Annotated in this window: 18 protein-coding genes; 3 read left to right on the plus strand and 15 right to left on the minus strand. The window is 65.2% G+C overall.

Annotation, left to right across the window (positions count from 1 at the left end; all coding sequences use genetic code 11):
- The first annotated feature begins 2 nt into the window (after positions 1–2).
- Entirely contained in the window at positions 3–287 is a 285-nt protein-coding gene (locus ELY13_RS12670) for a DUF3325 domain-containing protein (RefSeq protein ID WP_126174291.1), read from the plus strand.
- Between the two features lie 120 nt (positions 288–407).
- On the opposite strand, the gene ELY13_RS12675 is transcribed toward ELY13_RS12670, so the two are convergent.
- The 5 genes from ELY13_RS12675 to ELY13_RS15055 all read right to left on the minus strand — a co-directional run bounded on the left by ELY13_RS12675 (position 408) and on the right by ELY13_RS15055 (position 4064).
- Positions 408–875, minus strand: coding sequence for a hypothetical protein (locus ELY13_RS12675; RefSeq protein ID WP_126174292.1), 468 nt, complete (start codon positions 873–875; stop codon positions 408–410).
- Between the two features lie 951 nt (positions 876–1826).
- Positions 1827–2102: a hypothetical protein gene (locus ELY13_RS12680; RefSeq protein ID WP_126174293.1), complete on the minus strand. Its 276-nt coding sequence runs from the start codon at positions 2100–2102 to the stop codon at positions 1827–1829.
- Positions 2103–2336: 234 nt separating this feature from the next.
- On the minus strand, positions 2337–3320 hold the full coding sequence (locus ELY13_RS12685; protein WP_126174294.1) for a calcium/sodium antiporter: 984 nt from the start codon (positions 3318–3320) through the stop codon (positions 2337–2339).
- Positions 3321–3477: 157 nt separating this feature from the next.
- Positions 3478–3849: a hypothetical protein gene (locus ELY13_RS12690; RefSeq protein ID WP_126174295.1), complete on the minus strand. Its 372-nt coding sequence runs from the start codon at positions 3847–3849 to the stop codon at positions 3478–3480.
- Positions 3850–3890: 41 nt separating this feature from the next.
- Complete coding sequence (locus ELY13_RS15055; RefSeq protein WP_164549804.1) at positions 3891–4064, minus strand: hypothetical protein; 174 nt, start codon at positions 4062–4064, stop codon at positions 3891–3893.
- A 414-nt stretch (positions 4065–4478) separates the two neighbouring features.
- Between ELY13_RS15055 and ELY13_RS12695 the strand changes: the two genes are divergently transcribed.
- On the plus strand, positions 4479–5657 hold the full coding sequence (locus ELY13_RS12695; RefSeq protein WP_126174296.1) for a zinc metalloprotease: 1179 nt from the start codon (positions 4479–4481) through the stop codon (positions 5655–5657).
- A 550-nt stretch (positions 5658–6207) separates the two neighbouring features.
- Here the strand turns inward: ELY13_RS12695 and ELY13_RS12700 are convergent.
- The 10 genes from ELY13_RS12700 to ELY13_RS12740 all read right to left on the minus strand — a co-directional run bounded on the left by ELY13_RS12700 (position 6208) and on the right by ELY13_RS12740 (position 16716).
- Positions 6208–8196, minus strand: a complete 1989-nt coding sequence (locus ELY13_RS12700) for a hybrid sensor histidine kinase/response regulator (RefSeq protein ID WP_126174297.1) — start codon at positions 8194–8196, stop codon at positions 6208–6210.
- Positions 8189–8827, minus strand: a complete 639-nt coding sequence (locus tag ELY13_RS12705; protein WP_126174298.1) for a chemotaxis protein CheX — start codon at positions 8825–8827, stop codon at positions 8189–8191. Before ELY13_RS12705 ends, ELY13_RS12700 begins: the two co-directional genes overlap by 8 nt.
- The gene (locus tag ELY13_RS15395; protein WP_277600660.1) at positions 8824–9081 is read right to left on the minus strand and encodes a response regulator; all 258 of its coding nucleotides are present in this window, start codon (positions 9079–9081) and stop codon (positions 8824–8826) included. Before ELY13_RS15395 ends, ELY13_RS12705 begins: the two co-directional genes overlap by 4 nt.
- A 3-nt stretch (positions 9082–9084) precedes the next feature.
- On the minus strand, positions 9085–9207 hold the full coding sequence (locus ELY13_RS15565; protein ID WP_277600659.1) for a hypothetical protein: 123 nt from the start codon (positions 9205–9207) through the stop codon (positions 9085–9087).
- 66 nt (positions 9208–9273) lie between these two features.
- Positions 9274–9522 carry an STAS domain-containing protein gene (locus ELY13_RS12715; protein ID WP_126174299.1) on the minus strand — a complete coding sequence of 83 codons (249 nt, stop codon included), beginning with the start codon at positions 9520–9522 and terminating at the stop codon, positions 9274–9276.
- Positions 9519–11441, minus strand: coding sequence for a chemotaxis protein CheA (locus tag ELY13_RS12720; RefSeq protein WP_126174300.1), 1923 nt, complete (start codon positions 11439–11441; stop codon positions 9519–9521). Before ELY13_RS12720 ends, ELY13_RS12715 begins: the two co-directional genes overlap by 4 nt.
- A complete protein-coding gene (locus ELY13_RS12725) occupies positions 11441–12292 on the minus strand; it encodes a CheR family methyltransferase (protein ID WP_241233701.1) in 852 nt (283 codons plus the stop codon). Before ELY13_RS12725 ends, ELY13_RS12720 begins: the two co-directional genes overlap by 1 nt.
- Positions 12289–13386, minus strand: coding sequence for a chemotaxis-specific protein-glutamate methyltransferase CheB (gene cheB / locus ELY13_RS12730; protein WP_126174302.1), 1098 nt, complete (start codon positions 13384–13386; stop codon positions 12289–12291). The genes ELY13_RS12725 and cheB overlap by 4 nt, the downstream gene beginning before the upstream one ends.
- Positions 13383–14777: a chemotaxis protein CheW gene (locus tag ELY13_RS12735; RefSeq protein ID WP_126174303.1), complete on the minus strand. Its 1395-nt coding sequence runs from the start codon at positions 14775–14777 to the stop codon at positions 13383–13385. Before ELY13_RS12735 ends, cheB begins: the two co-directional genes overlap by 4 nt.
- Before the next feature lie 4 nt (positions 14778–14781).
- Positions 14782–16716: a methyl-accepting chemotaxis protein gene (locus ELY13_RS12740; RefSeq protein ID WP_126174304.1), complete on the minus strand. Its 1935-nt coding sequence runs from the start codon at positions 16714–16716 to the stop codon at positions 14782–14784.
- A 510-nt stretch (positions 16717–17226) separates the two neighbouring features.
- On the opposite strand from ELY13_RS12740, the gene ELY13_RS12745 reads away from it, so the two are divergent.
- On the plus strand, positions 17227–19227 hold a 2001-nt coding region (locus ELY13_RS12745; protein WP_164549805.1), incomplete at its 3' end, for a TonB-dependent receptor.

A 19227-nucleotide genomic window follows, 5' to 3' on the forward strand; every position in this document is an offset into this window, starting at 1 on the left:
AGTTGCTCATCACCATGATTTTTGTTCAGGCAGCGGGCTTCCTGCTGCTCGCACTTTCGCAAAAATATCACTACCGGAACCTCATGCACCGCGCTCCGCAGTCCTCCGGGCAGACGGCGTTTCGGTTCGCCGGGTTCGCCGCGCTTGCCGTTTCGGTCGGGACAGGTCTGCAAGCCGAAGGTATGCAGTTCGGGCCGATCTGGTGGCTGGCTAGTGCAAATGTGGTAGCTCTACTGGTCCTCGTGTTGTCGGCTTGGCGTGCGGAGGGCGAGCCGAACGGCAGATGATGGCGCCGTCAGGCCAGACGCACCTGATGGCTATTGGCCTCAGGGCGGGGTGGGGCGGCGGCATGTCTCGTCCGCGCAAGGCAGCCAGTCCCTTCCGGTGCTTCAACTTTTCACCGGAGGTCATCCGCCTGGTGGTGATTGATCGCACATGGGGGTTGCGGGGCGGCGACGTGGCCGGTCAGTGGACCTCGACCCAACTCTCGCTTCCGGAATACTGGTTCTTCCTGCCCCAGCAAAGATAGGTGTCGCGTTCTGCGGACTGGGTGCCGCGCTCGATCCGCAGGCGGAACGATTTGCAACGGAAGCCCCCATCATGATCTCGCCTTGCGCGGTAATTGAGCCCTTCACGTCGGTGCCTTGCCAGGTCGCGCCCTCGCCGGGAGCCCAGCCGACCATCATGTCGTGAAGGTTGGCGCCGGCTGCGCGCATCTCGTCCATCAGCATCAGCTTGAACCAGCTCTCATTCGTTTGTCCGCCCTCGCAGCCGGTGCAGCGGACCTCACCCAACTCGGCATAGGCGGCGAACTCGGCCTGCTTTCGGCCGGAATCATTGCGCCGCGGGGATACTTGGTCTCTGCGGCCGCCCATTTGCGACTGGCACCTTCGGGGGCCGTTTCTGGCGCGGCTCTGTCGGTTGACGCAGGCTGTACGTCGCTGGGGCTTGCTTTCCGGATCATCGCAGTTCGTCGCACTGGCGGCCTCTTCCGCGGCGGAGATCGCGCGCGCTGCGCCGTCCCCTCAAGGCGGGAAGCGAGATTGCCGTCGCCGCGGAGCGCTCCGGCAATAGAACCTCCAAGGCCCGATTTGCGCGCGGCGGCGAGCAGTCCGCCAAGCCCGCGCTTCTTCTCCCGCTTTTCCTGCGGAATCCCCACGCGTTCCGCACAGGATAAGTCCTGCGCGCGGGCGGGCGCAGTCAGCCCGACCGGCGTCAGGAAGCAAGTGAGGGAGGCGAGAACCGCGGAGCGAACAAGGGGCATTTTGCTAGTCAGAACCAAGGACCCAGATCCGTTAAGGCGAAGACGATGGACAGGTCCTATGCCGACCGGCCGCGACATGTCCGCCAGGGCGAGCGGAATTTTGTAGCAATTGTGACGACCGCGAGCTTCAGGAGCGGTCATCGCGGGCATGCCAGATCGAATGCGCCGGACAGCGGCCTGCCGTTGGACGGTGTAGAACAGGCGCATGCTGCCCCTCGCAAACCGGCTGATCCTTTTCGGTGTTTCCACTCCTCGCTTGGGGTCAGCAAAATGGCGAGGGCCTGCTTTCGGGCGCCACCCCCGCGACAGATCGGTGCCGGGGGAGGGGGCACCTGCGGCACGCACGAAAAGCGTCCAACGGTATGATCAACTGGGCTGTGAAAGGCCGCGATCGGCGCGTCCGAGAAGTCGCGCAAGCTGTCGTTTGTATGGATCTGCGTTTCGAAGGGGCCGCCTGCGCCGCCTGCCTCGCCGGCATTTTGTTGTGCGGCCGGAGGCGGAGCTTGAAGGCGCGCACCGTGCAGGGCAGCGCTTCGATGCGGGTGCTCCACGAAGTTCCCGGCTAGGGGCCGCCGACGGGAAAACTGGCGTACCTGCCGCCTTCGCTCCGGGTTAGCGAGGTGAGCTGCGCGTCCTTCTCGGACAGGAAGACGGAGCGCACCTTCAACTCGCCGTCCGCCTGCACCACCGGCGTTGAGGCAAACAGCTCTGCCGGCTCGCCGCTGGCGCGATAGGGCTGGGTGCGTTCCCGACACATGCCATCGCCATCCGCCAGCACCGCCTTCAGGAAGCCGGAGGTGAAGTATTGCGGCGACCCGGAAGTGTTCTTCACCGTCATAAAAGCGTGCACCTGATGCGCTGGACGGGCCCCGCGCTACGATCACACGGTCGAGCCTGACGTCGATCCGGTTGAGTGGCTTGAAGCCGGATGAGTTCACGGGGGCCAGGTGTGGGCGAAGGCGCTGTCGGCCCCGGCTGCCAGGGCAGTTCGAGGCGGGCGGAGCGGGATTTCCTGGAGCGGGCTGGCTGGAGGTGCCGTGGGGCGTGTGGCGATTGCCGAAAGCGGTTGCCTCTAGAGGAGACCGGCAGTGGTTACTGCATAGAGACAATATCCAAGGACGAGGACAGCGCCCTCGCGGCGAGAAAGCCGTCCACCTGTCCATGCCAGGAGCATCGCCAGGGTTGACACGGTCAGCAGCAGCCACAGGTCGAACCCGAGGATCGATGCCGGCACTTCCCCAGGTGCGACCAGACCGGTGACTCCGCCGATAAACAGCACGTTGTAGATGCTGGAGCCGAGGACGTTGCCCAGCGCAATGTCCCCCTGCCGGCGGAAGGCGGCCACGGCCGAGGTCACGAGTTCGGGAAAGGAGGTTCCAACCGCCACCACCGTCAGTCCGATCACCTCGTCCGACACGCCGAGCGATCCCGCAATGGCAATGGCTGCGTTCACCAACAGCATCCCGCCGCCTACCACCAACGCCAACCCCGCAAGGAACAGCAGGATCGCCGTCAGCAGCTGCCCGCTCGGCGGCGAGTGCGGCACCAGCGCCGAATCGACGGACTCCACCGCCATGGCCCGATCATGCGCTGCGCCGTGTGGCCCTGCGAGCCGTTCCTGGCGATAGGCGTAGAAGATGTACCCCGCCATCGCGACGAGGAAGAGCGCCCCGGCCAGCCGGCCCAGCCCGACGCTCCACCCCGCTGCAATCAGCGCCAGCACAGCCGCAATGCCCACGCCGCCATCGCGCCACAAGGGGCCGCGGGCGACAGCGATGGGGCTGATCAGCGCGGCCGCGCCCAGGATCAGCAGAAGGTTGGCGAGATTGGAGCCGACGATATTGCCCACGGCGATTCCCGGCGAACCGGCGAGGCTCGCCTGAACGCTGGCGGCAAGTTCCGGCATCGAGGTGCCCATGCCCACTACAGTCAACCCGATCAGCATCGGGGACAGGCCCAGGCGCTCAGCGATGCGGACTGCACCGCGCACCAGCAGTTCGCCCCCGGCGATCAGCAGCACGAGACCGAGTAACAGGAACAGCAGATCGTTCATCATCGGCTCGGTCCAGGCTCCACTCGTCTCCGGGCCGGTTGACCCGGTTCCCCGCTCCGGGACGGGCAGCCTAGCGGCGGACGGCGCAAGGGTCCACAGCGGCGACCCGCGCGGGCGGAAAAAGGAGCGGGCGCGCCGCAACGCGTCCGCTCAAGCAGAGCTATTGCGCCGGGCGGGGCTCCTCGGCTGCCCCTCGGATCGCGCCCTTCAGCACGCCGGCCAGCGCCTCGCCGTCCACCGCCCGGTCTATGCCAGCGGCGAGCGCTTCCTCGTCCACGACAGCACCGACGAGGGCTATCTCCTCGGCCGGCAGCGCCTCGCGCACCGCCTGTCTCACCGCATCGTTGGCCGCGCCGCGGACTATGGCCGCAACCGCCTCCTGGTCAATCGCAGAGCCGACTGCTTCCGCAAGCGCCTGTTCGTCAATGGCTGTGCCCGCCTTGCCCGGCAAGTCGGCACTGCTCTCATCGGCATTGCCGCAAGCGGCAAGGACCAGCGCCGCGGCGCTGACCAGCACGATCTTCTTCATCATGTACCTTGTCCTCAAGAACGCGTGAATTCGGTATGCTCCGATCAGCCGCAGGCTACCCTCAGCAGGAAGCGGTTGATCAAATGCTTGGCCCTGCGCTTCGCATCCTGCAGGCGTGCAATCTCGGAGCGGTTCATCGGGCTGCGGAGCTGCGCCAGGCGCAGCGACCGGTCGATCCGATGGAGCCCTTCGGTCAGGCGATACAAACGGGGATGCAATTTACGTCTCCTCTTCGATGACATTTCATCGGCAGGATCCGCGCTTCATCGGGGGAGCACTGGCGCCGGGCCTCCAAAGCATCGGATCATCCGATGCGGTCCGACATCGCGAGCATTAGCTCGCCAGAGGGGCCCGGGCCGCGGAAACAATATGGGGATCGGGCGTGCTTCCGTCAACGGATCGCAGGCGCGCCTCGGTCGGAATCGCAATCGCCGACCCCCGACTCGCGGAATGGCTTGAACTGGTCGCGAGCCGCCGATCCGCTAAGCTATGGTGCGCCGGCAGCGACAGGCCTTCATCTCGAACCTTGAAGCCGGATCGGTGCCGCCTGAAAGCGGTCGCCCATTGCGGCCAAGGTGGGCATTGGGTCGAAATCGTCTATGGATCATGTATCAGGAGTGGGAGGCGAGATAATGAGCGGCGCACCGCTCCGTGTAGGTGTCCTGGTTTCGCACTCGCGAAGCTCATCCGACGAGGCGCTCGTGGAGCTGGCCCGGCAGCTTGTTCAGGACGTCCAGCCAACGCTGGAGGAGACGACCCGGCGGCCATGGCGCTTCGAGTTCGGCGAACCCATCCAGCTGAGCTCCGATGAGCGGCGCCATTCGGGCGATTTCGTCGGAGAAGCAAGTCTGCGGGTGGTCGAGGGATCGTTCGACCTGGTCATCATATTGACCGACGTGGCGCTCATTTCTCGCCGCGAACGGATCGTGTTCGGACTTGTCTCACCGCTGGCGAGAACGGTGGTTCTTTCGACCCACAGGTTGCGCGATCGGAAGGGCGCAGGGCGTATGCCGCTGAACTCGCCCCCGGTCCGCTGGAACACTGCCGCGCTGCTCCTCCACCTCATCGGGCAGGGGTTGGGCGCTGATCCTGATCTTGAATCTTCCGGAGCGATGGCGCCATTCAGGTACGATCCGGACCGCAGTTCGGCGCCGGCATTTCAGGACCCGGCTAGGCTGCAGCGGCTCACGGCACGCTTTCTTGAGCACGAACATAAAGCGTCGGGCCCGCTTCACGACCTATGGATACATGCGGGCGCCGCCCTGCGCCACACCCGCCTGATCGGCAACGCCTTGCGCCGCAACCGTGCACCGCTCCTGCCGCTGAGAATGCCGGGCCTTGCTACTGCGGCCGTGGCGCCCGTCTTCGTTCTGGTCTTCAGTGCCGAGTTCTGGGACGCAGGGCTCGGTATGACAGACGCAACCGCATGGGCGTACGCGGCCATCAGCATTCTGGTGGCCGCATGCTACCTCTGCTTTGCGCAAAAGCTGTTTCTTCCCCGCAAGGAAAGCCGGCTTATTCCGGAGCACCTTGCGGTCGCCAATGTAGTTATCTTCTTCAGTATGCTGCTCGCGATCCTGGGTCTGTTCGTGATGGTTGCGCTGCTCTCGCTTGCGATTGAGCTTTGGGTCTTTCCGTCAGACCTCATCTCCACCTGGCCCACCTTGGGTGAGCAGCAGGTCGGGTTCCTGGACCTCTTGCGGATTTCCGTGTTCATCAGCACGGTGGGAGTTACGACCGGTGCCCTTGCGGGAGGACTGCAGCGCCGCCGGGTGCTCCGGCACATGGCGCTGTTCCAGGCTGAAGTGTAGCTCACAAGCGGGTCGCTCGGACATGGGGCCGCCGTTCCGGCCAGTCTCCACTAGCCACTGCCGGAGCAACAAGACCAGATGGCGATCAGGCACGCGCAGGTTAGGGCAGGGCGATGCCTCGCCGTTGCAAACCGGCCAGTCCCTTCCGGTACTTTCGCTCCCCTCCGGAGGTCATCCGCCTCGTGGTGATGACGGACATGGGCTTCTCGCACAGCTTTCGGAGGTGTGGAGGGCCTCACGCTCGAGCGTGGGATCGCGGTCTGCCACCAAATGGTGCGACGCTGGCGGCGCGAGTTTGGGCCGCTGCCGGCGGGCTGCGCTCGTACAAGGCCGGCCTGACCGAACTCGGGTGCGGGACGAAGGAGGAGGTCGGCCGCTGGGCCGACAATCGGGCCGCGAGCTCACACCTGCGGTTCCGACGACGAGAGCGGCAATGCTGAAGGGCCCGCGAATGAAGTCGTTCCAGATATTTGCCTCCGTCCATGCAGCCTTTCACAACTGTTTCCATTTGAAACGGCGCCTCGCCGACAGCGTAACAGGCTGCCGCCTGTCAGGTGCGACTGGGACGTCGATCGAGCAATTCCCGAACCTTGCCTGCCAGCCCAAGATAGGTGAACGGCTTGGGGATGAGATCGACAGCGGGATCGAGCCGGCCATCGCTTACGATGGCGTCTCGCGGGTAGCCGGAGACGAAAAGGACGCTCAACTCCGGTTGCCTATCCCAGAGAATATCGGCGAGTTCGCGGCCGGACATCGCCGGCATCACCACATCGGTGAGCAGCAGATCGACGGAAAACTCGTCACGATCGAATAAGCGAACGGCCGTCGCGCCATCATGGGCCTCAGCCACGCGGTAGCCGAGCTCCCTTAGGATGCCCACTGTGTACGCACGCACATCGTCGTCGTCCTCGACGACCAGAATGGTTTCGGATGGGCTTCCCTGCGCGGCCACCACCATCGGCGCTGCGGGAGCGTGTTCGTTGTCGAGGTTACGCGGCAGAAACAGTCGCACGACAGTGCCGCTTCCTTCCGCCGATTCGATCGTGATGTGGCCGCCGGACTGTTTGACGAAGCCGTACACCATCGAAAGCCCCAGCCCGGTTCCCTTTCCGACCTCCTTGGTGGTGAAGAAGGGATCGAATACCCTGGCGAGGGTTTCTGCCGACATGCCGACGCCGGCATCGGTGACCGAGATGCAGACATAGTACCCGGCGGGAACGCTCGCCGGGGCGTCCTCATCCCTCACCACGTGATTATGTGCCGCGATCGTCAAAGTGCCGCCGTCGGGCATGGCATCGCGGCCGTTTACCGCAAGGTTGAGGATCACGTTTTCCAACTGGTGCGGATCCGCCTCGACTCGCCACAGGCCGGGTGCTTCCGCATCGATCTGCACCGCGATTGCCCCGCCGATCGAACGCGTCAGCAAGTCGGACATGCCGGCGAGCAGCCTGGCAACGTCGGTCGGTCTGGGATCGAGCGGCTGCCGGCGCGAGAAAGCGAGCAGGCGCTGCGTCAGCGATGCTGCCCGGTTAGCGCCCTGCAGCGCGTTTTCGAGCGAGCGCCGCGCACGGGGATCGCTGCTGACGTCGAAGCGGCGGAGCACAGCATCGACATTGCCGATGATAATCGTCAGCAGATTGTTGAAATCGTGCGCGATGCCGCCGGTGAGTTGGCCAACCGCCTCCATCTTTTGTGCCTGGCGGAGTGCTTCCTCGGTGCGTCGCCGTTCGGTCAATTCCTGCTCGACCCGCATCTCGAGCGTTTCATTCAGTTCGAGGAGCCTGGCCTCCTGCTCCTTGGTCTGGGTGACATCGTAGATCACGCCGATCAGCCGGTATCCCGATCTTTCGCGGATGATCTCACCACGGCGCGCGATCCAGCGCTCGGCGCCGTCGTTGCTCCGCGAGACGCGGAATACGCCATCGAGCGTGTCTGGGATGATGCCGCTGCGCGGCTGCGGGATCAGCGGCGCGTCGCCGGGCTGCACGACGTTGTTGATCGTGCGGACGGGAAGCGACGTCGCCGGGTGGAGCCCCAACAGACGGCAGAATTCGTCCGAAACCGCCACTGTCGCAAACCCGTCGGTGTACTCGAAGGTGCCAACTCCGCCAGCCGACTGCGCGATCCGCAGCCTTTCCTCAGTGCGTTTGCGCTCGGTGACGTCAACCAGCAGCCCGGTAAAGCGGATCGGCTCGTCGTTTGCGTCAAGAAAGCTGCGCCCGCGGCCATGCACCCACAAGGTCGCCCCGTCCGGCGTGACGATGCGGAATTCCTTCGAGAAAAGCTCGGCGCCACCAAGAATGCCGGCCACCGCGATCCGCATCCGTGCCCTGTCGTCGGGGTGGATCGCACTGAAGAACGTTTCCGCAGGAACACCCGCCTGCGCCTGCTGAGGGTCGAGATCGTAGAGTTCAGCGAACTGAGCGTCAGCGTGGAGTATACCGCTGTCGATGTGCCAATCCCAGGTGCCGCTGGCGCCCGCCGCGCCAAGCGCTGAGCGCGTCCGCTCAGCTTCGGCATTGTCATCGATTTCAGGCATCTTGCCCCACGACGCGCTCGATAAACTCGTCGAGCAATTCCTTCAGCACTTCGAGCGATGGGATACCCATGATCATTGCGATATATCCCCGGATATCGCGCTTGCGTACGGCGAAGTCGATATAGAGGAACAGCACCAGACCCTCGGCGGCACCTTCCTCACCAACCTCGAACAGCATGTCGCCGTTTCCCCGCAACACTTCGGGAATGGTCATGGTCAGCGACCGCTTGAGCATGTTTGCCATCGTCGCGAGGCACGAATTGAGGATGACGTTACCCGTCTCGCCGAGCGCTTCGCGCTCGATCTCGACAACCTGGTCGTTGCTTAGCTCGCCGCCGGTGACCGCGCGCACGAGGTCGAGGCTGTTGGTCTCAGGAAAGATGAGCAATGCGCGGCCCGAAAAAGGCCCGTCGAAATCTTGCCGGACCGCAATCAGGTCGGCGATCTCCCGCTCGCTTATCATTCGTGCCGCACGGCGCCGACTGAGAACCTCGATGGACGGAACCGACAGCGTCACCTGCTCGTCGATCATCTTGCGCAGGTTCGCTGCCGCGCGGCTGACGCCGATATTGAGAATCTCGGTCAGCGCATCGCGTTCTAGGTCGCCGAGCGTCACGGTCGCCGGGATCATGCCTTGGAGGACCTTAGTCGCAGTGCCGCGCCGGAAAGGAATGGCTCGAGGCCGTCGGGTGTCAGGGGCTTGGCGACGAAGCCGGCACCGATCGCGCGTGCGCGCGCGACGATCTCGTCCTGAATGTTCGCGGTAATGATCGCGAGCGGCATCTCGGGGCGGAGCGCGCGCAGTTCGCTCGCCAGCTCCAGCCCGTCCTTCTCGGTCATGTTGAAGTCTATCAGGGCGACATCGACATTCTGCGCCGCGACGATATCCTATGCTTCGGCGGCGCTTCCCGCCTCCAGCTTGTGCCATTCCGGCTTCAGCGCAGCCAAGGCCTTGCCGGCGACGATGCGCGCCAGCTTGCTGTCGTCGACGATCAGGACGGTAACGGGCATTCGTGACTCCCAATGGGCGTGGTGATCACCCTCTACAGGAATTTCTCTGCAGTGCGAACGTGACGTCTAGGTATCGGATTTCTCTGACAACAGGCGGTTCAAGTGTGCCGCCAGAAAGGTGCTGTCCGGCGTGCCGCGGATGGACGGCCGCGCCGCCAGCAGGATCTGGAGCACTGCCAGGTGCAGCCTCTGCAAACCGGACAGATCGACGGCACGGTTGCGCCCGTCATGGAGCGCGGCGAGCAAGGCTTCGGCATCCTCGGCGCCGCATCGCCCGCTCAGGCGAATTACCTCTCCCTCAACCGTCACGCTCATGCCGCGAGTTCCGGCAGATTGAGCACCAGCAGCACGCCGCCGTCGGATGTCACGGTGGATCCGGACACGCCGCGCACCGCCGCAAGCATACCGTCCGGCGGGCGCACGAGGGCATCGATCCGCTCTGCGAAACCGTCGACCTTGAGCGCAACGCGCTCGCCACCCGATCGGGTCACGAGTAGCCTGGTAGCGGGCGCCGGCACATCGGCCAGGCCGAGAAGCGCTGCGAGGCTCAATACGGGCACCGTCCGCCCACGCAGGACGCAGGCAAGGCCCTCACCGACCGGCATCAGCGACCGGCTGTCGATCCGGACGGTCTCGACCACCTGGTCAAGGGCGACGCCGTAACGATCCGTACCAACCGCCACGACCAGCAGACGAGTGGTGAGGGCATTGACCGGAAGGCGCATCCGAAATCGCGTTCCGCTGCCCAATCGGCTGTCGATATCGATATGTCCGCGCATTCGCTCTACCGCCGAGAGGACGGCATCCATCCCGACGCCGCGTCCCGAAACATCCGTTACCGCGCCCGCAGTAGAGAAGCCTGGCGCAAAGATCAGGCGCAGGGCGGCACTCTCCGACAGAGCCTCGGCATCCTCGGCGGAAAGCAGCCCGCGGGCAACCGCCACCTCGCATATCCGCGCCGGATCGATGCCGCTGCCGTCGTCCGACAGCGTAACGATTACGGCGTCGCCTTCGCGGCCAGCACTCAGGGCCAACCGGCCCACGGCGGGCTTGCCAAGCTCCTGTCGACGCTCGGCGGCCTCTATTCCGTGGTCGAGCGCGTTGCGAACGAGGTGGAGCAGCGGCTCGAACAAGCCATCGGCGATCTCCTTGTCGACCTCCAAACCCTCGCCCGCCATCGAAAATTCGACCTGCTTCTGCAGACTGGCGGCGATTTCCCGGACCAGCCGCGGCAGACGCCGAAGCGTGGGTGCGAGCGGCACGAGGCGCACGGATGCAACGCCGCGGTGCAGATCGCTGGTCGCCTGCTCCAGATCGACTTGCGCAGCGCGGATGCTGGCGGCAAGCGCGGCATCGACACGGTCCGCCTGCGCGGCAAGTGGCGCGAAGGCATTCACGGCAACGATCAGTTCGCTCAGCCGCTCGCCCAATGCGTCCACGCGAGCGGCAGCGACCCTGAGCGTCGCGGCCGCTTTTTCCCTGCCATTGTCCGGGTCCTGCTCTGCTGGCGCGGCCAGCGGGTGCAGCATGACCTGATCCGGCACCAGCCGGAATGCTGCCTTCACCTGGTCCAGCGCCGCCGCACTGACGCCTTCGAGGACCGAAAAGCATGTGAATGGCTCGATTGCCTGAAGCTCCGGCCAGCCACCACCGCCGGGCAGGATCGCCAGCGTGATCAGGTCGGGAATCCCGGCGACGATGGCGAACGGATCGTCGCCCCTGAAGAAGCAGTCCGCGTCGGGCACATATCGGAACGCGACCAGAGTCTCGCTTGCCCCGCTCAGGGTCGCCGCCTCGCGTGTCATGAGACTAGTCAGCCACTCGGGGGGCTGCTCGGCTTCCGATGGGGCGTCCGCATCGTTGCCCGGCAGAAGTCGGACGAGCTCCGCCGCACTTCGATCCGCATCGCCCCCCAGCTTGCCACCTGCCTCGATGCGGTCGATCCACCGATCTACCGCATCGAGGCAGGCGACGAGCGCTGTCACCGTCTCACGATCGAGCCTGGTGCTGCCCTTGCGCGCCCGTTCGAGCACGTCTTCGGCCGCATGCAGTACCCGTTCCGCCGGTGCCAGAGCGAAAATGGCGACCGATCCTTTCAGCGTGTGGATGGCGCGGAACGCGCTATCTATCGCGGCGGCGTCCTGCGGGTAGCGCAGCAGCCGTGCGAAATCGTCGGACGCCTGCGCGACGAGTTCACGGCCTTCAATCAGGAATTGATCGAGCATTTCGTCCATTACGGTCTACGATAGACGATTGCATCGGCAAGACGAGCCATGACGAAACGGTCGCTGATGCGGGACATGGATTCGCTGTGCCCAAGGCACAGGAAACCGCCGGGATTGAGGCTCTCGAACAGGTTATCGGCGGCTGCCCGCCGGGACTCGTCGTCGAAATAGATCAGCAAGTTACGGCAAAGGATCACGTCGAACCGCCCGAGCCCGGCGAGCGTTGCGCGATCGACGATGTTCGCAGGTACGAAGCGGACGGATTCACGAAGATCGTCGATAATCCGCCGGCGATGATGGCGCTCGCCTTCGAAATAGCTTTCGACGACCGGCGCCGGCAGCCGCGCGAGCGCACGCGGGCCAAAGCGGCCAGCCCGCGCCTGATCGAGTGCGTTGGTGTCGATGTCGGAGCCAACGATCTCGATGTTATAGGCATCGACGAGATGCCAGTTCTCGAGCAGCCAGATCGCGATCGAATACGCCTCCTCGCCAGTCGAGCAAGGCATTGACCAGATCCGCACCAGCTCGCCCGGACGCTTGGCGCGGACGATTTCTGGCAGGATATCGCGGCTCAGCGCAGTAAGCTGATGGTCCTCGCGATAGAAGTAGGTTTCATTGATCGTGAAGGCGTTGATCAGCGCCTCACGCTCGGTGGTTTGGGCCGCTGCGAAGGCCAGATAGGATCGGGCATCGCCAATACCGCTATGTGCCATGCGTTGACCGATCCGGCGCTCAATGAAATAGCGCTTGTTCGGGCCGAAGATCATGCCGGTCCAGCGGTAGAGAAGGCGGCCGACGCGCGCGACGTCGTCATCGTCAAGAGTTGCAGGCTTCGGCACACCGTCGGTTGCCGCGCTCACCGCGGGAACATTGCGGTCAGCTCTGCCGCGATCCGCTCGAGCGGCGCAACGATTGAAGCGCCGCCGGCGGCAACGAGTGCCCCCGGCATGCCCCATACCACGGCGGTCGCGGCCGCTTCGGCCATCGTATGGCCGCCGCGTGCGTTCAATTCGGTCATAGCCTTCGCTCCATCGTCGCCCATGCCGGTCATCAACACGCCGATGAGGCTTTCGGGTGCGAGGCAAGTCATCGCGCTGTCAACGAGGCGGTTGACGCTGGGATGCCAGAAGTAGCCGGGGCTGCTCGGCGCCGCCAGCGCGGTCAGCGTCCCGGCGCGGCGTGACACGATCAGGTCGGCGTCGCCGCGGCCGACATAGGCGTTTCCAGGTTGAAGAGGAGTCGCCTTCACGACCTCGCTGACGTGGAGCGCACAAAGCCGATCGAGCCGCCGCGCGAGCGGCCCCGTGAAGCTCGCCGGCATGTGCTGGGCGATCAGGATCGGCCAGGGGAAATCGGCTGGAAGCTGGCTGAGCAACGCATCGAGCGCAGGCGGCCCGCCGGTGGAGGTGCCGACCAGCACGAGCCCGTCAGCCGGCAACATTGGCGCTGTCGGTCGTGAGAGGACGGTGTGGGATTTACCAGGTGGCGAGTGGGTCGGACGCCGCACTGCCGCGGTGGCCCGCGCTCGCACGCGATCGCGAAGGCGCAGCGTCGGCGATACACGCGCGCTCGCCGCCGCTCGCACCTTCTCGACCAAAGCCGGCGCAATCGCGTCGATTTCGAGCGACACCGCGCCGCGCGGCTTGGCGATGAAATCGACCGCGCCGAGTGCCATTGCCTCCAGCGTCTCGTCGGCGCCCTCCGCGGTCAATGACGAGACCATCACCACTGGGCAGGGCCGGCGCAGCATGATCTCGTCGAGGCAAGCGAGCCCGTCCATGCCCGGCATGTGAATGTCGAGCGTCACGACGTCGGGGGCAACCGCCTGCAGCCGCTCGATCGCCTCGGCTCCGTTGCGCGCGACTTCGACCTCGAATTCGCCGGCGGCGGTGAAGATTTCCGACAGCAGCCGCCGCATCAACGGCGAATCGTCGACGATCAGCAGCTTGATCACGAAGGTGCCGCCGAACCCTTGTCGAGAACGCCGTGGAGCAGATCCTGTTCGGCGCGGTCCAGCAATTCGCGCGGGCTGACGATCAGCACGAGGCGTTGCTGGTCGGGCAGATTGGCAACGCGCTCAAACACGCGCGCACCGTTCCTGCCGAGATCGGGCAAGGGCCGCAACGCATCCTCATCGATCCGCAGCACTTCCGACACCGCGTCGACGACGAACCCCGCCTGGAGTGCGCCAAGGCGAACGATCACGACGCGGCGCTTCCGTCCTTGCGAAGGAACGCCGCCAAACCGCTCCGCTTGATCGATTACCGGCACCACTGCACCGCGCACGTTCATCACGCCGCGGACGAACGCGGGCGCATTGGGCAGGCGCGCGAGCTTGGATAGTAGCGGCGCCACTTCCTCAACGGCCGCGATCGGCAGCCCGAATTCGTCGTCGCCGATCCGGAACAAAAGGAACTGCTCGGATGCCGTTGCGGCGCTCTCGGCCATGATCTGATCGTCTCCTGACGTATCCTGAAGCAGACGGGCGGTGATGTCCTCGCGCAGCAGATGCTCGGCGGAGAGTATCGACACCAGGCTTTTGCCGCCATCGATGCGACAGATCGCCTGGATCCGTGTCTCGGCACCACCGCGTGTCAGCACTTGCGGGATGGGATCCACGTCCTCTTCGGGCACGCGCAGCACCGATCGCACCGTGTCGACGACCAGCCCCACCCGATGGCTGCCGATGCGCGCCACCAACACCTGGGCTGCCGATCCGCCGCCGCCATCCGGAAGCGCGAGCAGGGCTCTCAGGGAGAGAAGCGGAAGCAAGGCACCGCGCACGGCCGCGCTGCCGACGATGGCATCGCCTGAATGAGGCAGGATGGCGATCTCTGCCGGAAGGCGCAGGACCTCCTCGACGGCGCCGAGTGGAAGCGCGAATTCCTGCCCGCTGACGGCAAAGGTTACGAGGGGGACGCCGCGCGCGTCTGCGCTCTCCGTATAGTCGGTCTCGACTGTGATTGCGGCAAGCGCGGGGCGCGCCGGTGTTGCCGTTACCGCCTTGGCGATCAGCGCCGCCGCGTCGACCGCCTGCACCGACGCCTCGGCCGCATCATCGGCGCGCATCAGCCGCGCCACCCCGTCGACCGCGAGGCCGACCGGCTCTCCCACGTCGATTACGACGATCCGCCGTTCGCCGCCGGCGGTGCGCTCGACCAGCTGCGCCAGCGAGACGACCGGCACCACGCTGCCGCGGACATTGGCAAGACCGAGCAGCGCGGGCGGTGCGTGCGGCACGCGCGCGAGGCGCGGCATCCGCATCACCTCACGGACCAGATTCGCCTTGATACCGAACGACTCGCCTTGGACACTGAGCCTGAGGAGCTGGTCAGCCGTTGCCATCAACTCAGCCGGCCTGCGCCGCTAGCGCCGTCGCAATCGACGCGATCTCCTCGATCGCCGCGGCCAGAGCCTCTGCGGCTTGGGCCTGCTGGCGCGCTGCGGCGCTTGCCTCGTCAGCGGCGGAAGACGCCAGATCAGCGGCGTCGGCGATCTGGCTGGTGCCGCTGCGGACCTCACGCACTGAGCGCAAGACATCCTCAGCGCCCGACAGGATGTCTGCATTGCCGCGCTGCATGGCCTGAAGCTCGGCGGTGACTGCCGCGAACCGCTCCACCGCCGCGCGATTCCGGCCAATCTCGGCCTCCGCCGCGCCTACTGCCTGATCGAGATTGCCGCGGATCGCGGTGACCGTGTCCTGCATCGAGCGGATGACGTCGTTCGCCCGCTCCGCACTGGCCGCCGCTTCGCGTGACAGTTTGCGAATGTCTCCCGATACGGTTGCGAACCCGCGTCCGGCCTCGCCGGCGCGTGTCGCCTCCACCGATCCGCTGACCGCCAGCATGCTGGTTTGCACCGAAATCAACTTCAGCCCGTCGGTAATCTTCTCGATCCGCCGACCGATGTCGCCCAATGCAACCAGCAGCTGGTTCACGGCGCGCGTTTCACCCGGCGCGGCTTCCACGCTGCCGGTCAGCCGGTCGATCGTCGCGCCGCTCTGCTCGACGGCGGCGACGATCCGGGCGACCAGATCCGCGGCGGCGTTGGCACGCGACTGCGACAGCTCGGCCGATTTTTCGATCTGGCCCATCGCCGCACTGGCTTGCAGCGTAGCAGCGGCCTGGAGCTGCGCGCCGCGGCCGATCTGCTCGAGCGCGACGAGAATCTGTCCCGAAGCCCCGGACAGCTCCTGCACCGTCGCAGACAGTTCCTCGGCTGCAGCCGCCATCTGCTCCACGGCTGCGGAATCCTTCTCATTCTCTGACAGATTCTGGGTCAGACCGCCCAATGCCTCTGCTGTCTGCTGGCTCTGCTCGAGCGACGCGCTCTGCTGCTCGATCGCCTGCTGCGCCTCAGCCGCCGCAGCGGATTGCTCTTCCGCGGCGCTGGCGACTTGCTCGGCGCCGCGTTCCGCTTCGCGGGCAGCAACTTCGGCTTCCACCGAGAGCGCGACGATCTCGTCGGCCCCCTCTCCGAGCGCCGCCAGCTCACTGCGCGAAGACCTGAGCCTCGCGGTGACGTTGCGGGCGAGGTCGGCATCGCTTGTGGCCGTTTCGGCGGCGGCGCGCACGCGATCGGCAATCGTCTTCACGTCGCCCGTAACCGCCGCCGCGAGCGACTGGATTTCGCCCGCGGCGGCTTCGGAATTCTCCGCGAGCAGGCGAACCTCGTCAGCGACCACAGCGAAGCCAGCGCCGACATCGCCGGCACGTGCGGCCTCGATCGTCGCATTGAGAGCCAACAAGCTGGTCTGATCGGAAACCTCGGCCACGCTGATGCCGATCCGGGCAATCTCCTCGGCCACTGACTCGAGCGAGGTGACGATCTCCGCCGCCGCCAGCTGGCGACCGGCATTGAATTCGATCGCCGCCACGGAGGCATCGAGCTGGGCGCTGATGTCAGCGAACGCGCCCTGCGTCATCTCACCTTGGCGCCGCGCCGCTTCGGCGAGTTCGCGCGCCTCACGAAAGCGACCGTTGAGAGCAGCGATCAGCCCCAGCGATTCCTGAGAGGCGCCTGCAGCTTCTTCGGCACTGCTGGAAATCTGTTCCACCGATCGCTGTAGCTCGGCCGCCGCCGCCGAAGCCTGACCAATTCCGCTGGCGAGCTCCTGCGTCGCCTGGTCGATGCGCTCCACCGCAGTGGTTGCCCGTCGACCGGTCGACTTGCGAACTGGGGACCGCTTGGCCCTGACGGACTGCGCGGGTTCGGTGTGCTCGACAGCGGGTACTTCCTTGGTGTTGGCGCGAGACCCAAGCGTCGACTTCTTCACAAGCGCCATCAGAATATCTCTCGGATTTGGGGCAGTACCGGTTTGGTCAGGCACGTCTTCAGACATCAGTTAGCGGATCGCCATGCTCGCGCAACTCGCAAGAACGATCGCCCCTAACAGCGCCTCAGCCGCATGCATGCGGTTTCGGGTCGGCCTGCGTCTGGCATAACAGCAGCTGGGAGAGCACTGTCGAACCGACTGCACCAGATGACGCCCGGGTGCGGAACGGGGCAGGGCAGGCGGATGCCTTGCCCTTCGCGGGTCGATGGGTTCCGGTAGTTCCATTCCTCGCCCGATGCGCAGGGCCACGCTGCAAAGATGGCCGGCTTGCAGTGGGCGTTCGGAGCGGAAGGACAGCTTGCAGCCGAACTTTGCGGCGTGCTGATGTTTCCAGCTTGTCCGCTCCAAACGCCGCCGATAACCAGTGTTCGAAAGAACACGAGTTCGCTGCGAACTCGGTATAAGGGGAGAAAGATAGTGGGGCTCCAACGTACCAGGACACGTGTCTCGCTGCTTTGCATGTCAGCCGCAGCTGGGATTGCTGCCGCTTTGGCCGGCGCTGCTCCCGCTGCCGCACAGGCCGTTCTTGACGACGACACCCGGGCGGAAGAGGTCGATACGCCGGATGCGGTCCCCGGCAACACGATCGTGGTCAGCGCTCGCCGGCGCGAGGAAACGCTGCAGGATACCCCGATCGCCATTTCCGCCTTCAGTGCCGAGACGCTGCAGGAACGGCAGATACAGCAGACGCAGGATCTGGAACGGATAACGCCCAGCCTCCAGTTCAAGCCAGCCGGGCAGCTTTCGGGCAACAGCGCGGCCTCGGTCGTGTTCATCCGCGGGGTGGGGCAGATCGATCCGGGCGCGGCCGTCGATCCCGGCGTCGGCATCTATGTGGATGAAGTCTATGTCGGCCGTTCGGTGGGCGGAACCATAGAATTCGGCGACATTGCCAGCGTGGAAGTGCTGCGCGGCCCCCAAGGCACGCTTTTCGGCCGCAACACGATCGGCGGTGCCATTCTGGTCCGCACGCGCGAACCCGAAATAGGCGAGTTCTCCGGCCGCGCCCGTTTCCGCACCGGTGCGGATGATCTTTACGAAGGGTTCGTGGCGTTGAACGTGCCGCTGTGGGACGAAGCCGCCGCCCGGATTTCGGGAGGCTTCCGCGAACGCGACGGGTATGTAATTCGCGCCTTCGACGGGCTTGACCTCGGCAATGACAGCAGCCGCACCGTCAACGCCTCGTTCCTGTGGGAGCCCAGCCCCTCGTTCGACGTCTCGCTTCGCGCCGACTACACGAAGCGCGATGAAAACGGGGCGCCCTTCACCTTTGCGGGCATCAACGAAACGGCGCCCGTTCCCGCAATCGTCAGCGTGGCCGCTGGCTGCCCGGGTGCGACGATTCCCTTCGCGCCGATCACACCTGGCGATCCGCGCTTTGGCGCTCCTTTCGTTCCGAATATCGACGATGCGCGCTGCGCCAATGATTTCCAGGATCGCGGAAAGTTCGTGAACGGCGGCACCGCGCCGGTGCTGAGCACGTCCGAAGTGTGGGGCGTTTCGGGCACGATGCGCTACGAAGTGTCGGACGCGGTTTCGCTCAAGAGCATCACCGCCCATCGGACCACGGAATCGCGGGGCATTCGCGACGCCGATAACACGCCGTTCCTCATCCTCACGACCGATGTCGGCGGCACGTCCGAACAATTCAGCCAGGAACTGCAGCTTCAATACGATTCCGGGATCGTGAACGGCATCCTCGGCGCGTACTATTTCGACGAGGATTCGTGGGAGCGGGCCTCCGTCCCGATTTCTTTCCCGCCGACGCCCCCGGTGATTGCCTCGCTCCTGGCCGGCGGACCGGGGTCACGCGATCTTCAGGTATCGGATCTGGAAACCCGATCGCTTGCGGCTTTCGGCGAACTTTCGCTGGAAGTCACGGACAGGCTCGAGGTGTCGGGGGGCTTGCGCTACACCGAAGATCGCAAGTCCTATCAGGGCACGGTATTCAGCCTTTTCCCCGGAACCCAGCCCGATCCCGATCCCCTGCCGACGCAGGCGATCCCGGAAGGTGGGCCGCTCTATCTCTATGATCGGCTGTACCGCGAGACGTTCTCCGCCATTACCGGCTCGGCGAACGCCTCCTATGAAGTCGCCTACTGGCTCAACACCTACATTTCCTATTCGCGCAGCTTCAAGTCGGGCGGCTTCAACACGCGGTACAACGCGCCGCCCGCCGGCTTCGTCCCCGTCCCCTTCGATGAGGAGACAGTCGACAGCTATGAAATCGGCGCCAAGGCGGACATCGGCGATTTGCGCGTCGCGCTGGCGGCGTTCCAGGCGGATTACCAGAACATCCAGCTCATCTTCCGGCAAGGGCCGGTGCCGCTTCTGTTCAATGCAGGCGAGGCGCGCATCCGCGGCTTTGAAGCCGAAGCAAGCTATCGCCCCTATGGCGGGTTGACGCTGGATGCGGGGCTCAGTGTGCTGGATGACGAAATCCTTTCGATCACGCCAATA

Source organism: Altericroceibacterium xinjiangense, from assembly GCF_003958635.1.
GTDB classification, from domain to species: Bacteria; Pseudomonadota; Alphaproteobacteria; order Sphingomonadales; family Sphingomonadaceae; genus Altericroceibacterium_A; species Altericroceibacterium_A xinjiangense.

Coding starts and splice junctions, on each gene's coding strand:
- ELY13_RS15565 (WP_277600659.1), bottom strand. CDS start 9,207: ATGCCCGTTACCGTCCTGATCGTCGACGACAGCAAGCTGGCGCGCATC.
- ELY13_RS12720 (WP_126174300.1), bottom strand. CDS start 11,441: ATGGACGAAATGCTCGATCAATTCCTGATTGAAGGCCGTGAACTCGTC.
- ELY13_RS12685 (WP_126174294.1), bottom strand. CDS start 3,320: ATGATGAACGATCTGCTGTTCCTGTTACTCGGTCTCGTGCTGCTGATC.
- ELY13_RS12715 (WP_126174299.1), bottom strand. CDS start 9,522: ATGAGCGTGACGGTTGAGGGAGAGGTAATTCGCCTGAGCGGGCGATGC.
- ELY13_RS12690 (WP_126174295.1), bottom strand. CDS start 3,849: ATGATGAAGAAGATCGTGCTGGTCAGCGCCGCGGCGCTGGTCCTTGCC.
- ELY13_RS12735 (WP_126174303.1), bottom strand. CDS start 14,777: ATGGCAACGGCTGACCAGCTCCTCAGGCTCAGTGTCCAAGGCGAGTCG.
- ELY13_RS12680 (WP_126174293.1), bottom strand. CDS start 2,102: ATGACGGTGAAGAACACTTCCGGGTCGCCGCAATACTTCACCTCCGGC.
- ELY13_RS12740 (WP_126174304.1), bottom strand. CDS start 16,716: ATGGCGCTTGTGAAGAAGTCGACGCTTGGGTCTCGCGCCAACACCAAG.
- ELY13_RS12705 (WP_126174298.1), bottom strand. CDS start 8,827: ATGATCCCGGCGACCGTGACGCTCGGCGACCTAGAACGCGATGCGCTG.
- ELY13_RS12695 (WP_126174296.1), top strand. CDS start 4,479: ATGAGCGGCGCACCGCTCCGTGTAGGTGTCCTGGTTTCGCACTCGCGA.
- ELY13_RS12675 (WP_126174292.1), bottom strand. CDS start 875: ATGGGCGGCCGCAGAGACCAAGTATCCCCGCGGCGCAATGATTCCGGC.
- ELY13_RS12700 (WP_126174297.1), bottom strand. CDS start 8,196: ATGCCTGAAATCGATGACAATGCCGAAGCTGAGCGGACGCGCTCAGCG.